General features: G+C 65.7%; 8 protein-coding genes. 3 read left to right on the top strand and 5 right to left on the bottom strand.

All coding sequences use genetic code 11. From position 1 onward, the window contains the following. Positions 1-20 precede the first annotated feature (20 nt). From JHC57_RS02710 to JHC57_RS02700, 3 genes are all read left to right on the top strand, one after another. Positions 21-12215: a filamentous haemagglutinin family protein gene (locus JHC57_RS02710; protein WP_294028447.1), complete on the top strand. Its 12195-nt coding sequence runs from the start codon at positions 21-23 to the stop codon at positions 12213-12215. An 80-nt stretch (positions 12216-12295) separates the two neighbouring features. Beyond that, a complete protein-coding gene (locus tag JHC57_RS02705; protein WP_294028445.1) occupies positions 12296-13054 on the top strand; it encodes a SapC family protein in 759 nt (252 codons plus the stop codon). Position 13055: 1 nt separating this feature from the next. Further along, entirely contained in the window at positions 13056-13658 is a 603-nt protein-coding gene (locus JHC57_RS02700) for an OmpH family outer membrane protein (RefSeq protein ID WP_294028443.1), read from the top strand. Positions 13659-13700: 42 nt separating this feature from the next. On the opposite strand, the gene JHC57_RS02695 is transcribed toward JHC57_RS02700, so the two are convergent. The 5 genes from JHC57_RS02695 to JHC57_RS02675 all read right to left on the bottom strand — a co-directional run bounded on the left by JHC57_RS02695 (position 13701) and on the right by JHC57_RS02675 (position 19079). Then, positions 13701-14114, bottom strand: a complete 414-nt coding sequence (locus JHC57_RS02695) for an EthD domain-containing protein (protein ID WP_294028441.1) — start codon at positions 14112-14114, stop codon at positions 13701-13703. Between the two features lie 9 nt (positions 14115-14123). After that, entirely contained in the window at positions 14124-14852 is a 729-nt protein-coding gene (locus tag JHC57_RS02690) for an NIPSNAP family protein (RefSeq protein ID WP_294028440.1), read from the bottom strand. Continuing rightward, the gene (locus JHC57_RS02685) at positions 14849-15583 is read right to left on the bottom strand and encodes an NIPSNAP family protein (protein WP_294028438.1); all 735 of its coding nucleotides are present in this window, start codon (positions 15581-15583) and stop codon (positions 14849-14851) included. The genes JHC57_RS02690 and JHC57_RS02685 overlap by 4 nt, the downstream gene beginning before the upstream one ends. A 22-nt stretch (positions 15584-15605) precedes the next feature. Continuing rightward, positions 15606-16370 (bottom strand): SDR family NAD(P)-dependent oxidoreductase, encoded by a 765-nt coding sequence (locus JHC57_RS02680; RefSeq protein ID WP_294028436.1) that lies wholly within the window; start codon positions 16368-16370, stop codon positions 15606-15608. A gap of 69 nt (positions 16371-16439) precedes the next feature. Next, positions 16440-19079 (bottom strand): TonB-dependent receptor, encoded by a 2640-nt coding sequence (locus tag JHC57_RS02675; RefSeq protein ID WP_294028434.1) that lies wholly within the window; start codon positions 19077-19079, stop codon positions 16440-16442. Positions 19080-19196: the final 117 nt, after the last annotated feature.

The raw sequence follows: 19196 nt of genomic DNA, 5'->3' as shown, positions 1-19196 counted from the left end.
TTCGATCCCGAGGAATCGTCATGTTGACCCCCAATGCTTTCATCGCCCCCGCCCGCAAGCGCATCACCCGTTTGAGCCGCGCCGCGCTGGCGGCATCGGTCAGCATCTCTTCGCTGCTGGTCATGGCCTCGCAGCCCGCCGTCGCGCAGGAAGCCGGCACCCTGCCGGGAACGCAAATCCTGCAGGGCGGGCGCTGGACGGGTGCCAAGCTGCCGACCGTGGCGCAGGGGAACACGGGACTGGTGATGACGATCGAGCAGGAGCAGAAGCGCGCGCTGCTCGACTGGTCGCGCTTCGACGTCGGCAAGAATGAGGAGGTGCGTTTCCAGCAGCAGGGCACCGACTGGATCGCGCTCAACCGCATCTTCGACAGCAAGCCGAGCGAGATCGCGGGCAAGATTACCGCCAAGGGCCAGGTGTGGTTGCAGAATACCAATGGCATCATCTTCAAGGACGGCGCGCAGATCAACGCGCACAGCATCCTTGCGACCGCGCTGCCGATCACCGAGAATCAGCTCTATAACGGGCTGCTTTCGGGCAACGGGGTCATCCGCGGTCAGGCCGCCAATCCGCTCTTTCCCGCCCAGAATATCGGCATGGTGCCGCGCCCGCCGGTCGGGCTCGATCCGAACAGCCTGCTCGGCGAAGCGCCGGCGCCGGTCGCGGGCGAGCGCACGAGCGTCATCGATTTCCTCGCGCGCGCCGCGATCCGCATGGCGATCCTGCGCGACAATGGCATGGAGGGCGTCGACCAGTATAATTCGGGCTACGGCCTCGACCTGCTGAGCTATTATGATGCGTCGACCGGCGGCAACAGCTATTTCGTCAATCCCGAATTCGCGAATGTCGGTCTCGGCGCGGTGCTCGAAAGCATCATCGCCAACATCGACGTGTCGAAAATGGGCGACTATGATTATTCGGATTTCACCAACATCAGTCAGTTCTGGACCGGGGTAAGCTGGCAGGGGATTCCGGCCGGATCGCAATCGATCCCCCAGATGCTGCGCGACGAAGTAGCGGCGCAGATCAAGACGCAGTTCGTCGACCAGTACAGCGCGCGCCTTGCGACGACGCAGCAGAACTATACCAATTATCTCGCCAATTCGCGCATCACGGTCGAACGCGGCGTGACCCTGACCGCCAGTTCGTCGGACAGCGCCAGCCCCGGCAAGATCATGCTGTTCGGCCCCAACGTCTCGAACGCCGGCAAGCTGACCGCGCACGACGGACAGGTGCTGATGGCCGCCGGCGAGGAAATCAAGCTCAGCGCCGGTCAGGGCTTCACCAACTCGGCACGCGGCGGTCTTGCGGTCAATGTGCGGGCGACGCCGATCATCGATTCCTACGGCAGCTTCCCCGGAATGCCATGTTGCCGGCCGGAAACGCAGGCGGCGTGGGACGCGGCCTATCTCGAACGCGCCAATGCGGTGGGGATGACCGCCGCCAACAGCGGCGAGATCCTCGTCGATCGCGGCGCGGTGACGATGGTCGGCGCCAATGTCGACCAGATGGGCGCGATCCGCGTCACCAACGGCGTGCGCCAGCGCAACGGCACGATCGTGCTGCAGGCGAGCCATGGCTTCAACGTCAGCGATTATTCGGTCGGCGGCAATTATTTCGCCGGCAAGGTCACGTTGGGCGAAGGCAGCGTCACCAGCATCACCCCCGATACATCGGACATCACCGGCCTTGCGGCGGACAGTTTCGCCAAGGGGCGCATCCTGATCGCGGGCAGGGATATTGTGCTCGAGGAAAATTCCAGCGTGATCTCGCGCAGCGGCGAGGTCGTGATCCACGCGAGCCCGAGCGGCGTCGGCGAACGCGGCGGCAGCAGCCCGGCGGCCACCGACGGCTCGGTCCAGGAAACCCGCGGCGACAAGGGCAGCTTCGTCATGAAATCGGGCGCGCGGATCGACGTGTCGGGCCTGCGCGATGTCGAGCGCAGCGTCGCCGACAACATCTTCGCGGTCGAGGTGCGCTCGAATGAAGTGTCGGCCTCGCCGAAGCAGCGCGACGGCATATTGGTCGGCGAGACGGTCTATGTCGACCGCCGCGACGGCGCGGCGATCGTCGACTGGACTGGTGCGCTCGCGGGCGAGCAGCGTACCGCCGAACAGATGTCGACCGAAGGCGGCAACGTACGCATCCGCGCGTCCGAGTTCGCCATCGTCGAGGACGGCGCGACGATCGACGTGTCGGGCGGCAGCACCAGATATACCGATGCCGAAGTGACCGTGACGCGCCTGCAGGACAGCTTCGGGCGCTTCCACAATATCTCCGACGCCGATCCGAACCTGCGCTATGTCGGGATCAGCAAGGCGACGCGGCTGGAAAAGGGCTATGTCGAGGGCGCCGACGCGGGGGCGGTCGAATTGCTGTCGGGCAGTTCGCGCCTGTTCGGCAAGCTCACGGGCGACGCCGTCGTGGGCGACCGCCAGGTAATGGCGGCGCTCGGTCAGATCCGCGCCCCGCGCGTTCCCGCCGGCGCGGTCGGTGCGAGCCTTGTCGGCGAAATCGGCATGCCCAAGGCGGGGTCGGCGACGCTCCACCGCGGCGGGCCTGAATATGGGCCTTGGTCGTCGACGTACAGCTTCATCGTCGCCGACGAAAAGGCATTCACCGGCACGCTGTGGACCGAGACCGAAACCAACGGCCCGTTCGTCGAGAGCGATCCGATGCTGCTCGATCCGTTCGCGGTCGGCACCGCCTATGGCGACCAGAGCTATACCGAGGGCGATCCGCTCTGGACGTCCAAGGGCACCTATGAAAACGGCCAGCCGCGCTGGATCTCCTATATCGAGGATGATTTCTTCTCGGGCATGGGCGACGTCGTGCTCGGTTATGGCAGCGGCCATCAGAACCAGACGATCAATCCCGGCGTCTCGATCCGCCTCGCGCCGGGCGGCGGTTTTTCGACCGGCAGCGAAAATGGCGTTGGCCGCGTCGGCAACAATGTCTCGATCATCGCGCCATCGGGCAATATTTCGCTCGGGGCCGCCAACGGCATGACGATCGGCAGCGACGTCCTGCTGTCGGTCGCGGCGCCGTGGATCAATGACGTCGATGCGCCCGCCAATGCCATCCGCGGCTATGTCGACGGCGGGACGATCAGCCTGCTCGGCTCGACGCTGACGGGCGACATCACGCTCGATGCCGCCGGCGGCGGCTGGTACCAGCGCGTCAAACCCGGACAGAACAGCCAGGGGCAGGGTGCGTCCACCCGTTTCAACGAAGGCGATTTCCGCCTGTTCGAAGGCAAGGGCGGCAAGGTCGAACTGGGCGGCGGCGGCCAGACCGTCGGCGCGATTCTCGATTTCGCCGACATCAGCCTTGGCGGCCTCGGCGGTGGTGGCATGCTGGCGCTGATCGCGTCGGGCGATGTCGTCGTCGGACCCGCCGGCGGCTCGGCGGGGGAGGCCGAATATATCGACGAGACGCTGTTCCGCGACATGGGCGTCGGCAGTCTGGCGCTCGGCGCCGACACGCTGACCATCGCTTCGGGCGCCAACCTGTTGTTCCAGACGCGCAACATGCGCTTCCGCGGCCGCGCCTATGACGTCGCGAGCGGCACCGACCTGCGCGACGTGACCGACCTCGCGCTCCTGCCGCCGCATTTGCGTCAGGGCGGCTCGCTCCAGTTGCTCGGCGACGCGATCACGATCGAGGCCGGCGCGCTGGTCGAGGTCGACCCGCTCGGCAGCATCCTGCTCGACGCGTCGCAGATCCGTATCGACGGTACGCTACGCGCGCACGGCGGTTCGATCAACGTCGGCGGCACGTCCGCCTCGACCATCCACCTCGGCAACAGCGCGCTGCTCGACGCGACCGGCATCGCCCAGACGGTGAAGGTGCCGGGCGGCGCCGACGGCCGCGGTTTCTGGTATGACGGGCGGATTGTCGACGGTGGCGCTGTTGCGGTGCAGGGCGCCCATGTCGTCATGGATGCCAGGGCGACGATCGACGTGTCGGGCACCAGCGGCCTGCTCTCGGTCCTCCAGCCCGGCCGCTATGCGGTGGTCAAGGTCAATCAGGTGATCGGCAGCGATGCCGGTGCGATCGATCTCGATGCCGACGGCGGCTACCTGCTCGGCAACCTGCGCGGCGAAGCGGGCAGTCAGTATAATTATGGCGGCAAGCTCGCCATCGCCGGCGGCCTCGACGGCAAGCTGTTGCTCCCCGAATATACTGACTGGTCGACCGGCGAAACCGGCCTGCAATCGATCCTCGACAATTTCCAATATGCCTTCTTCCCCGAACCGACGCCCGAAGCGCCGGTCAGCCTGCGCCAGTTTTTCGCGGACAATTATAGCTGGCTCGAACCGCAGCTTGGCTTCGGCGCCGGTGACATCGAGGATATCCAGATCACCAGCATCGCCGAGTTCACCGATTTCGTGCGCACGGTGCTGGGCCCGCTCGTCAAATATAACCCGTCGGACGCTGACGGTGCGCTCGTGCTCGATGCCGACATGACTGCGGTTCCGAACGTGCCACCGCCGAGCCGCTATGCGTTTCCGGAAGGATATGAGCCGGCCGACATGGCCGCGTTCGATCGCTCGATGACATTCGTGCTCACCGCGCTCGGCAACGTCCAGAATCCGGCCGGGCTCGGTCGCGGCTCGCGCGCCACGGTTGGCGCGAACATCCTGCGCGATATGAAGCGTTTCGATACGCTGTCGATCGCGGGCAAGCTGGAATCGGACCAGGCGATCGATATTTCGAGCCAGCGGGTGCTGACCGTCGCGGGCGGGTTCAACGGTACGCAGGACATGTCGTTCAGCAGCCGCAACGTCTATCTGACCGGCGGCGGCGGCATCGGCTTCGCGCTGAAGGAGGCAGGCAGCGGCACGCTGACGGTTTCGGGCGAGACGGTCGAGATCGCCGGCAAGTTCGAGGTCGGCGGATTCGGGAAGGTCGTCATCGCGGCCGAAGGCGACATACGCGGCGGCTTTGCCGTGGGGGCCGAGCAGCCGGTCCCCGAAGACGGCGACGTCACCCCGGGAATCCACACGACGAGCGACCTCATACTGCGCGCGGCGCAAATCTATCCGACCACCGACGGGGTCCTGCGCTTCGATTCCGACCGGAGCATCCGCGTCGAACAGACCGGCCGCCGCGCCGCGCCGCTGTCGGCGGGCGGAACGCTTATCCTCGAAGCGCCGAAAATCGAGCAGGCGGGCACGCTGCGCGCGCCGTTCGGCGAAATCCGCCTGACCGCAACGGGCTATAATGTAACCGACGACAGCGGAGCCGAAACCTTCGTTCCGGGCAGCGTAGCCCTGCTTCCGGGCAGCATCACGTCGACGGCGGCCGATGGCCGGACGATCCTTTACGGCTACACTTACGACGGCCAGAGCTGGTATGCGCCGACGTCGGCGGGCACCACCGGATCGACCGAATTGTCGACCCCGCCCGAAAAGCGCGTTTCACTGAGCGGCGATATCGTCGACGTGCAGGAAGGCGCGACGATCGACGTGTCGGGCAGCGGCGACGTGCTCGGGCTGGAGTTCGTCGCGGGCCCGATGGGCCAGACGAACATTCTCGATGCGTCGGGCAATTATGCGATCGTCCCGGCCTATGGGAACGGCATCATCGCGCCGATCGACCCGCTCTATAATCCGGGCACGTCGAGCGACACGGTCAACGGTGGCACGACGGCAGGTTATCTGCCGCTCGGGTCGTCGGTGTGGCTTGCGGCCTTCGACGGCAATCCGGCGGGCTGGTACACGCTGCTCCCGGCCGAATATGCGCTGACCCCGGGCGGCTATCTGCTCTCGCTCGCCGGCGATACGCCGATGACGACCGAGGCGCGCCGGGCGTCCGACGACAGCTTCCTCGTGCTCGGGCGCCGCGGCCTGTCGGGCACCGGCATCACCGACCAGACGCTGTCGACCTGGCGCCTGACGAGCGGCAGGGACGTGCGCAAACGTTCCGAATTCTTCGAAACCTATGGCAACAGCTTCTTTTCGAGCGAGCGTTTCCTCGAAGGGCTGCTGCGTTCGGGTAATCCCTATAACGCCGACCCGCGCCTGCCGGTCGACGGCGGCTTCCTGACGCTCGCAGCGAACAGCGCGCTCAAGCTCGACGGCACGATTGTCGCCGGCGGCGCGAGCGGCGTGACCGGCGCGCGCGGCGGGATCGTCGACATCACGTCGGACAATATCGTGATCGCGGCGCCGGGGACCGATGTCAGCGACCTCGATGGATATCTGGTTCTCGATCCGAACAAGATCTCGAACATCGCTGAAAGCCTGCTGATCGGCGGTATCCGCCGTCAGGGACAGGCCGGCCTCGAAGTCGTCACCGGCCAATCCACGCGCGATTCGGTTGACGAGGTCCGCTCGCCCGAAAAGAGCGTCGGCGCCGAAAATGTCGTGATCCGCACAGATGGAGCCAATCCGCTGACCGGCACCGAGCTGCTGTTCGCCGCGAACGACACCGTGCGCGTCGAAAGCGGGTCGGTGATCCGCGCGCAGGGCGATGGCGCGGATGCCGCGGATATCGCAATCGCGCCGAGCATGCCCGCCTTTTATGAATTCGGACAGTTTGTCGCCGGTCCGGAAGATCGCGGCGGTGCCTTCCTGCGCGTCTCGAACCTCGGCGACATTACCGTGTCGCGCGAGAATGTGCAGAGCGTTGCCGGCGACATGATCGTCGAGGCGGGCGCCACGCTCGAAGCGGCGGACTCGGTGCTGCTCGACTCGACCGAGAACACGATCGTCGGCAATGGCGCGGTGATCAAGGCCGACGCGATCACCGCGGCGGCGGGTCTCGTCAGCCTCGGTGCGGTTCCGCAAGGCACCGAGGGCCTCGTCTTCTCGGGGGCGACGCTGGCCGCGCTGACCACCGCCGACAAGCTGACGCTCAAAAGCTATTCGACCATCGATTTCTATGGCGATGTGGCGCTCGACCTGACCGGCACGGTCGCGCTCGACGGCGCAGCCTTCATCGCGCGCGGCGAAACGCCGGGCAATGTGAGCATCGCCGCCGGCACGCTCGAGCTTCGCAACAGCGACGCCGCGGCGATCGATGCCACCGGAAACGGCGGCGCGCTGGCGCTGGGCGCGAAGAATATCGTGATGGGTGAGGGCAATGTCGATTTCGCCTTCGACACCACGACAATGGATGCCGAACAGCGTGTGATCTTCGCGGGTCTGGGCGAAAGCAGCTTCGACGGCGCGCTTACGATCCGCGCCGCCGAGATCACCGGCGAAAGCGGCGCGGGCCATGTCGTGACCGCGGCGGACGCGACCCAACTGCGCGGCAACGGCAGCACGGCGGCGCTCCCCGCCTTCGCATCGGCGGGTGCCTTGCTCGATTTCCGCGGGACCGATGTCCTGATCGATGCCGCGATTCGCGCGGGGTCGGGTACGGTGCGCGCGACCGCGAGCGAGGGTGACGTCCGGCTGGCCTCGGGCGCGAAGATCGACGTCGGCGGCGCCGATGTGTCCTTCTTCGAGGTCCAGGGCTTCCTGCCCGGCGGCAGCATCCAACTCACCTCGGTCAACGGCGATACGCTGGTCGAAGAAGGCTCGCTCCTCAATGTGTCGGGCGGTTCGGCGGGCGGTGACGCGGGCGCGGTTGCACTGTCGGCGGGGCGCGGCGTCGTCGTGCTGGGCGGCGTGCTGAAGGCCGATGTCGCCGACGGTTACCGTACCGGCAGTTTCGCGCTGACGACCTCGACGCTCGACGATTTCGGCGGCCTCAACGCCAGACTCAACGACTGGGGCTTCTCGCGGCGCCGCGACTTCGCGATCCTCGACGGCGATGTCCTGCTCAACGGCACGACACGGGTCGATGCGCTGCGTATCGTTACCGGCAATGGCGATATCACGGTCGCCGGCGACGCGATCCTCGGTAGCGACAGCGCGAAGGGCGGAACGATCCTGCTCGCCTCGGGCGGCGACCTGATCGTCGCCGACGGCGCGCGCTTTGACGTGAGCGCGAAGGGCGCCGACCAGCGCGGCGGCTCGGTCGACCTGCAGGTCGCGGTCGGCGGCAATATCGACGTCGGCAATGCGTCGCTCGACGTCTCGGGCAAAGGCAAGGGGCAGGGCGGCACCGTTCGGCTGCGCGCGGCGCAGACCGGCAACGACGTCGCCGTCACGCGCTGGGGCGCCAATGTCTCGGGCGGCGCCACGCAGCTCGAGGCGTTCCGCGTCTATGATCTCGGCGACGCCGACGGCGACGCATCGAACGGCCATCTGGCCGAAATCGACACTGCGTTGCAGCAGCAGGTGATCGCCGATGCGACGGCGTTCATGGACGCCAATGGTACAGGAATCCGGGCGCGGCTCGGCCAGGCGGGCAATGCCGCCTTCCAGCTCGTCCCGGGGATCGAACTGCGCTCCGAAGGCGACATGGACCTTGTCCACAACTGGAACTTCAAGAATGCGCGCTTCGACGGAAAGGGCGGCGTGCTGACACTGCGCGCCGGGGGCGACCTGACGATCAACGCCAACCTGTCAGACGGCTTCGTCGACGGACATGCGACTCCCGACGCCATTTCGCCGGAGGGGCTCCCCTTTGGCTGGACCCCGGGCTCGGTCCCGCTGCCCGATGCGCCGGCGTCCGATTTCACCAATGACGACAGCTGGAGCTACAACCTCGTCGCGGGCGCCGATTTCGCACAGACCAATGTGCTCTCGACACAAACCGGCAGCGACGGGGCGATCGAGGTCGGCGGGCTGGTGCGCACCGGCACCGGCGACATCAACGTCGCCGCCAGCGGCGACCTGACCTACGAAAAGGCTTCGCTGATCAGCTATCAGGGGAGCTGGAACGACAGCGATCCGGCGACCCGGATCACCGTTCCGAAGGGCACGCCGGTCGCCGACGGCACGATCCTGAAGCCGACGAGCTACGCCTCGGCCGACGGTGCCGGGCGCACCATCTACCCCGAGCTTCCGGCGGGTACGGTGCTGCGCAAGGGCACGAAACTGCCTGCGGGGACCGAAATGCCCGACGGCAGCGTGCTCGCGGCGGATACCGTGCTGACCGCCGATGTGACGCTGGCCGCCGACACGCGTTTCCCCGGCGAAGTCGTCATCGCCGGCAAGACCTTTCTTGGCGGCGACCTCGTCTGGGAAATCGCGTCGAACCGGTCGAACGACCCGGGCGCGCCGGTCCAGATGCGCGTGCCCGCCTCGATCGCCGGTCTCGGCGACCTCGAGGTCCGGGTCGTGGTCGGCGGCACCGGCGATGTCGCGCTCGTTCTCGCCGACGGGCGCTATATCCCCGATAACAGCACGTTCGGCTTCGATGACGTGCGGCCGGTCGAGATGGTGAACGGCGCCATCTATACCGTCGGCGTCGAGGATGGTCCGGTCGCCAATTTCACCGACAAGACGCATGTCGGTTTTTCGAGCAGCAACATGCCCGGCATCATCGCGCACCGGTCGTATATGACCAAGGGTGGCGATGTGAATGTGAATGTCGGCGGTGCGATAACCGGCGCGGGGACGATATTCGAAAATTACCGCTGGATGGTGGCGAGCGGTTCGACGCCGACGACCGCACTGTTCGGCTACAGCTATCCGGGCAAGGACCCGAACGCGTTGTTCAACACGGAATATGTGCAATATCAGGCCGACCAGACCGGCCAGACGGCGCTTTCGCTGCTCGCCGACCAGTTTACGCAGGGCATCGGCGCGCTGGGCGGCGGTGACGTCAGCATCACCAGTGGCGGGGATGTCGACAATCTGGTTGTCGCGCTTCCGACGTGGGTGCGCGTTTCGGGCGGTACGGCCGACATGCCGGCCAAGACGCTCCATCTGTCGGGCGGCGGCGATCTGGTCATGAACGTCGGCCAGAATATGAAAGGCGGCCTTGTCCAGGTCGGCAAGGGCCGTGCGACGATCGACGTCGCGGGCAGCGTGATCGCGACCGATCAGCGGACGGGAATCGGGCTGGCGCTCGACAACGCCGCCTATCTGCAACTCGCCGTCGACGATGCGCAGCTCAGCCTGCAGGCGGGCGGCGACGTCAATCTGCGCGGCGTATCGTCGATGCTCGGCGTGACGTCGCTGCCGCTGTGGCTCAGCGGGCGCTACGGCAGCAGCGGCGACCAGCCGAGCTGGCTCGGCTACACGGCCGACACCCGCCTTCGCGTCACCTCGCTGGGCGGCGACATCAACTATCGCACCCAGTCGGGCGCCAACGGCGGGGTGAATATACTGCCCAGCCAGACCGCGTTCGTGGCGACGGCGGGCTCGATCAACTTCGGGATGGAGGACAAGGCCGGCGCCCGCGTCATGGTCGACATGTGGCCCGACACGCGGCTCGACCTCCTCGCGCAGCAGAATATCCGGTTCCGCCTTGCGGGCAATTATGACGGTGCGGGCTTCACCATCGGCTACGCCGACCCGCTCTGGGTTCCGCGCGCGATCAACCCCGGCACCAGCAATTTCAATACCCCGCTGTTCCAGTCGACGATCACGCAGGATCCGCTGAACGGCCACTGGATGTTCAACCAGGCCGGGCCGGGCTACGGGATCGACGGGCCCAACGTCCACAGCGGGTCGTCGAGCTACAGCCGGATCTACGCCGCGCAGGGCGACATGATCGGCTGGGACGAGGGCAGCTACGATACCGATCCGAACGGCGGCAACGGGATGCATGGCGGGACCTTCACCTTCGGGCACGAGACGCGGCTGAAGGCCGGCGGCAACATCCGCATGGGCGACATCACCTTCATCACCCACGACGGCAGCGACGTGCCGGTGATCGAGGCGGGCGGTTCGATCTATCTGCCCGACGCCGTGCTCTATGGCCCCGGACACCTGTGGGTGCAGGCGGGCGACGAAATCTGGATGGGCCGCACCGAGGGGCGGGGCATCCGGGCGCGCGAGGCATACAGCATCGTTCCGACCGCGGCGCCGCTCAGCGGCGGCAGCATCAGCGCTCTCGCCGGCATCGATCAGGAACCCGAGTATCAGCCGTTCTTCGATTATTATCTCGATCCCGAGAATGTCGCCGATGCGCCGTCGTGGCTCCGCCAGTATTTCGTCGAGGGCGACCGCGAGGGGCTGACCGTCTCGACCGATGTCGTGCTCGCCGACGGCCAGACGCGGACCACCGTCTATGCGATCGAACTCGTCAATTACATGCGCGAGATGGCGGGGCGGGAACCGATCCCGACCGAAGCGCCCGACGAGGTCAGTGGCAGTCGTCCGATCACCCGCGGCAAGCTGGTCGCCGAGATCGATCCCGCCGAATATGCCGGGGCGTTCGCGGCGTTCAAGGCGCTCGACCCCGTGCTCCAGCGGCCGCTCGCGGTGCGCATCCTCAACGCCGAGCTCAAGACCGCCGGTCGCGAAGCAGTGGGCCGCTCGCCCGAAACCGACGGCCGTTATGTCCGTCAGGGCGACCCGACGCGCGGTTATGATGCGGTGGGCCGCCTCTTCCCCGGTGCGCAGCGCAAGCCGGGCGAGACGCTGGCCGAAGGCGAGCATCGCTGGACGGGCAATATCGAGATGATGGTCAGCCAGATCCGCGGGGAAAGCGGCGGCAACGTCGACCTGCTCGCGCCGGGCGGCTCGATCCAGCTCGCCAGCCTTGCGATCTCGAATACCAATCCGGGCACCGCGGGTATCGTCACCCAGCGCGGCGGCGGGGTCAATGTGGTCACTTATGGCGACTATATCGTCAACCAGAGCCGCACGATGACCGCCGACGACGGCGATATCCTGATCTGGTCGTCCTTTGGCAACATCGACGCCGGGCGCGGTCGCAAGACGTCGCTTTCGGTGCCGCCGGTGGCCTTCCCGATCAACGCCTGGGGTCAGACCAACATCCAGCTCTCCGGCCTGCCCAACGGTGCCGGTATCGCGACGCTCGACCAGGTCGACGGCAAGCAGGGCGGCGACGTCGACCTTTATGCCTTCAACGGCATCGTCAACGCCGGCGATGCGGGCATCCGGGCATCGCGCGACCTGTTCGTCGGGGCGATCGAGATCCGCGGGCTCGACAATATCACGGTCGGGGGCGAGACGAACGTCGACCTGACGACCGAGGAAGGCTCGGTCGGGCCGCTCAACCTCGAAAACTTCGCCCAGTCGGCGGAGGACGACGCGCTCGACAAGGCGTTCGACATGGCAGCCGAAGTCGAGAAATTGCGCACCGTCCGCCAGACGATCCTGACGGGATCGGTCGTCAGCTTCGGCACCGACGACTGCGTCGAAACCGCAACCAACCGTTGCCCGGTCGATCGCGACTGACCGGCGGCCGGCCGGGAGGGAGGGTCGTTCCTCCCGGCCACTGCCAACCGCTATTTCCTCTTTTTGCAGACAGGTTCGACATGACCGAGAAAACCGAAACCCGATTTCCGCTCTTCTATCGCCAGCCCGAATTGCTCACGGCGGCGCAGCACGTCGACCTGCGGCTCCGGCCCGGCGGCTATGGCTTTGCCAAGGAAGCCAATGCGATCCCGCTGACCGTCGTCGAATTCGGGCCTGCGATGCGACACTACCCGGTCGTTTTTGCGGCCGGCGACGGCTTTCCCGTGGCGATCCTGGGCCTCGACCGCCGCAACGGATTCGTCGATGGCAAAGAATGGGCGCCGGGTTGCTATGTGCCCGCTTATGCCCGTCGCTATCCGTTTGTCTTCGTCGACCGGTCGCAGGACAGCTTTGTCCTCGCGATCGACCGCGCGGCGCCGCATTTTACGGGAGACGCCGAGGGCGCGGCGCTGTTTTCGGACGGGAGGCCGACCGAAGTGGTCGACAATATCCTGACCTTCTGCCGCGATTTCCACGGTGCGCACATCCAGACCGATGCCTTCGTCGAGGCGCTGCTCGCGCAGGAGCTGCTCGTCGACCAGCATGCCGACGCGCGGCTCGATTCGGGGCAGGCCCTGACGCTCAGCGGTTTCAAGGTCGTCGATCGCGCGAAGTTCGACGCGCTTCCCGACGCGCTGGTGCTCGAATGGCATCGCAAGGGATGGCTCGCGCTCGTCCATTTCCATTTCCTGTCGCTCGACCGCTTCGCCGACCTGCTGGCGCGCGCAGAGGACGCCGTCGTATCGGCGGAAGCCGTCACCGAAACCGAGGATGCCTGAAATGATCCGGATCATACCGACAAGTGCCATCGCTCTCGCGCTGGTCGCCGCGCCGGTCGCTGCGCAGCAGACCGCTCCCGCGCCGACGTTCGGAGGCCCGGTCGTCCCCGGCGTCTGCCTGCTCTCACGCGAGGCGGTTTTTGCCAATGCGGCTGTCGGAAAGGCGGTATCGGCGCGGATCGCGGAGCTGACACGCGCCGCCCAGGCCGAAGTCGACCAGCAGCGCACGCCGATCGAGGCCGAGGCGAAGGCGCTCGCGGCGCAGGGCGACGATGCCAAAACCAGGACGCGCCGCGATGCTCTCGCGACGCGCTGGCAGGCGCTGCAGCGACAGGCCGCGCAAGGCAGCCGCGAGATCGACGCCACCCGCGCCAAGGCGCTCGCGCGCGTTGCCGACGAAGCGCAGCCGGTGATCGTAAAAGTCTATGGCGAACGTAAATGCGGGTTGTTGTTCGATCGCGGTGCGGTGCTCGGCGGGAATTTCGCGAACGACCTGACGGCCGAGGTGGTGCAGGCGCTCGACGCCAAGATCACGACGATCCAGTTCGAGCGCGAAAAATTGCCCCAGGTCGCGGCGGAAGGAAATTCTCCGGGCGCCGAATAGGATCTCCTCCCGGTTTGGCAGGCCGGCGGGTCGAGCCGAGCGCTATTCGATACCGGCCGCCTGACGATAGGAGGGGGTCGGTTCACCCTCCACGATCACCTCATGCTCGTAGCCGAACGAGACGGTCGCGCGGCTCATGTCGCAAAAGCGAAGCTCGTCGGCATACATCTCGCGGCTGGCGGCCTGTCCCTCGGCGCTGCGCGCGGCGGCGAGCCGGTCTTCCTCGCTGTCCCACCAGATTTCGCACACGCCGTCGTGCGGCGGCTGGCAGCCGCGCGTTTCGGTCATGGTCCGGACCATCTCGTAATCGCCCGCGTGCATCTGCACATAGCGGCGGATGCGCAGCACCTTGGCGTTCTTGATCGCGAGCGGCGCGTGAACATTCTTCCAATAATCGAGGAATTCGTCGCGCGTCATGCCGGGGCGGCGGTATATGGTGAACGACATTTTGAACATCGGGCGATCTCAGGGTTGCGGCGCGAGATTGTTGTGCGCGATGCCGTAGGGTGCCGGGCGCATCAGATGGGAATCGGCGGTGCCGAGCAGCGGCCCGCCAAAGGTTTCGCGTTCGGCCTTGCGAAGGGTCTGGATGGCGGGATCGGCGTCGAGCGCGTCCATTGCCGCCTCGCGCGTCCCGATATCGGGCCAGGCGAGCAGGATGACCGCGTGCGGCGTCTTCCATCCGTACCAGACCATGAAGAGGCCGAGGATCGTCGCGCCGCGATCGCGAAGATAGGGCAGATCGACCTCGGCGAGCACGCGATGCGCCTCGGCGGCGTTCCGCGTCGACAGGCGCTGCAGCCGCAACTCGTGAATCCCGCCGACGGGTTGTGCTTCGCCCGGCGTTTTCAGCGCTGCCCAATGCGGCGACGGCTTGAGCAGCATCAGGTCGAGGCGGTCGATCATCTGCTCGCCGCAATTGCTCGCATCGCGCTGTTCGATCCACTCGGGGTCGGCGTAGAAGCCCCCGAATGCGCGGAAGCGTTCGTCGAGGCTCTGCCATCTCTGAATGTAGCAGTAGATCGGGCTGAACGCGCCGGCATAGCCGTCCCAATAGGCGAGCGGCCGCGCAACGCCGTGGCGGGCGAAGAGGTGCGGCAATTCATAGCCCATGCGATGGTGCAGGTCGGGCAGGCGACCGGGCAGGCAGCGATAGATGCGCAGCTCGTAATAATCCTGGGGGGCGTCCATCATGACGACAGTCCGAAATTGCTCAGGGGAAGGCCATAGTCGAGCGGGCGGAGCAGCGTCTGCTCGACCGAGCGGATCGGCGAGCGGCCATATTCGTCCCGCCACTGCCGGTGACGCTCGCGCACGCGTGGTTCCATGTCGAGCCTTTCGGCGGCGCGTTGCTGCGTCGGAAAATCGGGCCAGGCGACGAAGCTGACGATCGCGGGCATGTCCGGGCCGATGGCGACGTCGAAAACACCGAGGATGCGCCCGCCTAGGACTTCGATCTGGCGATGCTCGATCTCGGCGAGATAGGCGGTGACCTGCGGTCCGAAACCCGCGAGGCAGCGGTGGATCCGCATTTCGTGGACGCCGCCATGCCGCGTCGCATCGATCTCGCCGGTTCGCTTCCACGCGGCATTCGGAGCGAGCAGCCAGTCCTCGATGCTGTCGACCAGCGGATGCCCGTCGTCGGTGCGTGTGCGCACCTCGGCCCATTCGGGGCACGTCCAGAAGGGCGGAAAGGCGCGGTCGCGGGCGTCGAGCGAATCCCATTTCAGAATATAACCGAACACCGGTTGCTGGCGCCCGGCGATCGAGGTCCAGGCGCCGAGCGGGCGGGGAATGCCGAAGCGGTCGAACAGGCTTTCGCCGCCACCACCCGGCCACGGATCGATCGCGACCTCCTTCATCCGCGCAACCTCTTCGGCAAGGCGTCCGGGGGTGCATTCGTAGAATCGATATTCGAACATCATCGGGCGCCTCCTTCGCGGCCGGTCACATCGCGGTCGAGCCGCCATCGACGCACAGATTGGCGCCAGTGACATAGCTCGCCTCATCCGACGCAAGGAAAAGCGCCGCGTTGACGACTTCGGCCGGGTCGCCGATACGCTTGATCATCCGCTTCGCGACCAGCTTCTCGGTCCAGGCGGGATCCTTCATGAAGACCGCCGTCTGTGCCGAAGCGATCACGCCGGGCGAGATGCTGTTGCAGCGAATATTGTGGACGCCGCCTTCGGCCGCATATTGCCGTGACATCGACACGACCGCGCCTTTCGCCGCGCAATGCGCGATCGCGCCCTGTTCGGGGAGCGCCATCAATGCGGCACCGGATGCGATATTGATGATCGATCCTCTCCCCGACCTGATCAGATGCGGCCAGCAGAGCTTGGTGAGATGGAAGATGATATCCACCTCTTCGCGCATCGTGTCGTCGAACGCCTTGAAACTCATGTCGGGGACCCAGTCGAACCAGGCCATCGCGGCATTGTTATAGAGGATGTCGACCCCGCCATAAGCCCCGATCGCGGCGTCGAGGAGCGTCCGCGCGCCGTCCTCATATCCCAGATCGAGCGGGTGAAGCGAAATCATCTCGCCTCCCGCGGCCAGGACCTTCCGGACCGTTTCTTCCCCTTTTTCCGCGTTATAGTCGCAGCCCACAACCTTCGCGCCCTCCGCCGCGAAGCGCAGTGCCGCCTGCTGGCCCATGGCGCCGCCGGTTCCAGTGATAATTGCGATCTTGCCTTTCAGGCGACCATCCATGTGCCGGGCTCCTCTCTCGTCGAGCAAATGGGGGCGGGCCTGTGCGGGCCTGCCCCCTTGCCTGCGTTTTCAGAAACGCGTCTTGAAGCCGACGTAACCGATGGTGCCGCGCGGGTCGTGAAGCTGGCGGTCGAAACCCGACAGTTCGACCGACGTCAGGAGCACTTTCGGCGGTTCGGCGCCGAAGATGTTCTGGACGCCGATGCTGAACTCGCTCTTCAATGCATCGACCTGCACCGAATATTGCGCATCGACGGTCGTGAACGACTTGACCTTGAACCCGTAATTGGGGTCGTTGAGATTGTTGTAATTCTCGCGGACCGGACCGATGTAGGTCGTGGTGACGGAGAATTGATGCGGTCCCGTCTCGAAGCGCGCGTTGAGGTTGCCGCGCCAGCGCGGCACCGGCGGCGCAAAGTTCTGATAATTGCGATAGCCCGCAAGCTGCTCGACATGGCCATGGCCGACATCGGCCTTGTAGCTCGCGGTATAGCTCGCACGCCCGGTGAGCGACAGCGTTCCGCCGACGAAGCTCGTGCGATAGTCCGCCGCGAAGTCGAGTCCCTTGATTTTCACCGATTGCGCATTTTCGAACGACACCGCGATCGACTGGATCGGGCCAGTGCCGTTCAGGCGGTCGATGCGCGGATCGAGCGGGTCGGCGTTGACGATCGACTGGGCATCCTGCTTTACGATCAGATCCTTGTAGTCATAGCTGTAATAGTCGACGCTGAGCGACAGGCCCGGCGCCGGCTCCCACACCACGCCCAGATTGTAGGCGAGCGACTTTTCGGATTCGAGCGCAACGCCTGGAACGGTGCGCACGATGGTGAAGAAGGGCACCGCGGACGGGTTGAGCGGATCGGTGATCGCGGTGTTGATCGTCGAGATCGACGTGATCTGCGACAGCGATGGTGCGCGGAAACTCGATCCCACCGAACCGCGCAGCACCAGCCCGTCGGTCGGTTCGATGCGCAGCGATCCCTTGGGATTGAAGGTGCCGCCGATGCCGCCGCCGATATGTTCGTAACGGCCGGCGATGTTGAGCGTGATCCAGTCGCGGAACGGCATGTCGATTTCCATGAAACCGGCGTAGAAATTGCGGCCGCTGTCGAAATTGGGCCCCGAATAGACGAAGCCGAGCTGGTTGGTTTGCTGTTCGATGTCGGCGGAAAAGCTGAGCGTTTCACGCCGGTACTGCGCGCCGATGGCGATCGACAGCGGTCCGCCCGGCAACTCGGCGACGCGGCCCGAAAGGACGCCGTCCCAGACCGCGAGCGACGAGATATATTCGCGCAGCGCGATGCGGCTGAAATCGTCGATGACCTCCTGCGAGTTCGCCAGCGCCGGATCGAGCAGCGCCGAACCGAACGGGTTGAAGCAGAGATCGTTATTGGGTCCGCCCTGACAGTTCAGCGCGGCTTCGTAGCGCTCGGCGTTCACGTCGCCGGGAACGATCGAATAGGTCCGCTGCCGGCTGTATGAAAAGGAGGTATCGAAGCGCCAATCGTCGGAAAGATCGCCGCGCATGCCGAGCACGCCGCGCAGCGTATGGATCGTCTGCGGGCGCTGGGTCGCGGGGAATTGAGCGCCGAATGCGCGGCCGAAATAATAGGCATCGACGCCCAGTCCGCCATTTTCGACGAGGTTTCCGGGGTTGTCGGCGGGAACGATCGGGAATTTCGAGTTCAGATAGGAGGGGCTGCCCCGCATATAGATCTTCGAATAGGTATATCCGCCTTCGCCATAAAGTTCGAGGCCATCGCCCAGGTCGTAAGTCGCGGTGAGATAGCTCGCGATGCGGTCTTCTCGGGGGACGAGATCGAAATAGGGCGACAGGTAGATGGAACAAAGATTGCCCGCCGCCGCCGTGCCGCCCAGTTCCTCGCAATCGGGATCGCGCACGCGGTCGGCCGCGGTTCCGGCGACCGGCTGGAAGGCACCCGGCGAACCGAAGCCCGAGACAGCGAAGGGTGCGGAGAAGTCGCGCTCGTCCTGTCCGAGCCGCGAGCGGTGGATCCATTCCACGCCCGCGACGACATCGAGGCCCCCCGAAGAGAAGCCGCCGGCGATGCCGATATTGCTGTCGCGCTGCCAATCCTCGAAGGTGCCGGCGAGCGAGCCGCGCACCTCGATGCCGTCCATCTTCTTGCGCATGATGAAGTTCGCGACGCCGGCAACGGCGTCCGAGCCGTAGATGGCCGACGCGCCGTCGGTCAGCACCTCGAGCCGTTCGATCATGATCAGCGGGATCGGGTTGATGTCGACGAAGCTCGCGCCGTCGGTGTCGGGGGTCGGCGACAAGGTCTGGCGCCGTCCGTTGATCAGCGTCAGCGTCGACGAGAAGCCGAGGCCGCGCAGGTTCACCTGCGAGGTGCCGACGGTGTAAGGCGATCCGGTCGCGTCGCTGTAACGCTTGGAAAGGCCGTTGGAAGGCAGGGTCGAGAGAAGTCCTTCGACCGACTGGATGCCGCGCGACTGGATTTCCTCGGAACCGATCAGCGAAATGGGCGAGGCATTATCCTGGATCGGTTTTGCGATATAGCTGCCGGTAACGACGATCTCTTCATTCGCCGCCGGTGCCGCGTCCTGCGCGGCCACGTCCTGTGCATGGACGGTCGCTGGCAGCAAGGTGCCAAACGCCAAGATCAGGGCGGGAACATATGTGGTGCCGGCCAGCAAGCGGCGGCGCGCTGCCTCTCTTTTCATCCTCTTCCTCCCATGTGCGACTTTGATCGCTGGAATTTACTTAGCTTACTAATGGTGGGGCGTGAAGAAAAAAGTTCGTATACTAAGATATTTTTGAAACGGAATTGCGCGAGCGGT

This window comes from Sphingopyxis sp., assembly GCF_016463645.1.
Classification (GTDB): Bacteria; Pseudomonadota; Alphaproteobacteria; order Sphingomonadales; family Sphingomonadaceae; genus Sphingopyxis.
The sequence above is the reverse complement of the archived record's forward strand: the minus strand, read 5'-3'. Positions and strand labels throughout refer to the sequence as shown.

Coding starts and splice junctions, on each gene's coding strand:
- JHC57_RS02710 (WP_294028447.1), top strand. CDS start 21: ATGTTGACCCCCAATGCTTTCATCGCCCCCGCCCGCAAGCGCATCACC.
- JHC57_RS02705 (WP_294028445.1), top strand. CDS start 12,296: ATGACCGAGAAAACCGAAACCCGATTTCCGCTCTTCTATCGCCAGCCC.
- JHC57_RS02700 (WP_294028443.1), top strand. CDS start 13,056: ATGATCCGGATCATACCGACAAGTGCCATCGCTCTCGCGCTGGTCGCC.
- JHC57_RS02695 (WP_294028441.1), bottom strand. CDS start 14,114: ATGTTCAAAATGTCGTTCACCATATACCGCCGCCCCGGCATGACGCGC.
- JHC57_RS02690 (WP_294028440.1), bottom strand. CDS start 14,852: ATGATGGACGCCCCCCAGGATTATTACGAGCTGCGCATCTATCGCTGC.
- JHC57_RS02685 (WP_294028438.1), bottom strand. CDS start 15,583: ATGATGTTCGAATATCGATTCTACGAATGCACCCCCGGACGCCTTGCC.
- JHC57_RS02680 (WP_294028436.1), bottom strand. CDS start 16,370: ATGGATGGTCGCCTGAAAGGCAAGATCGCAATTATCACTGGAACCGGC.
- JHC57_RS02675 (WP_294028434.1), bottom strand. CDS start 19,079: ATGAAAAGAGAGGCAGCGCGCCGCCGCTTGCTGGCCGGCACCACATAT.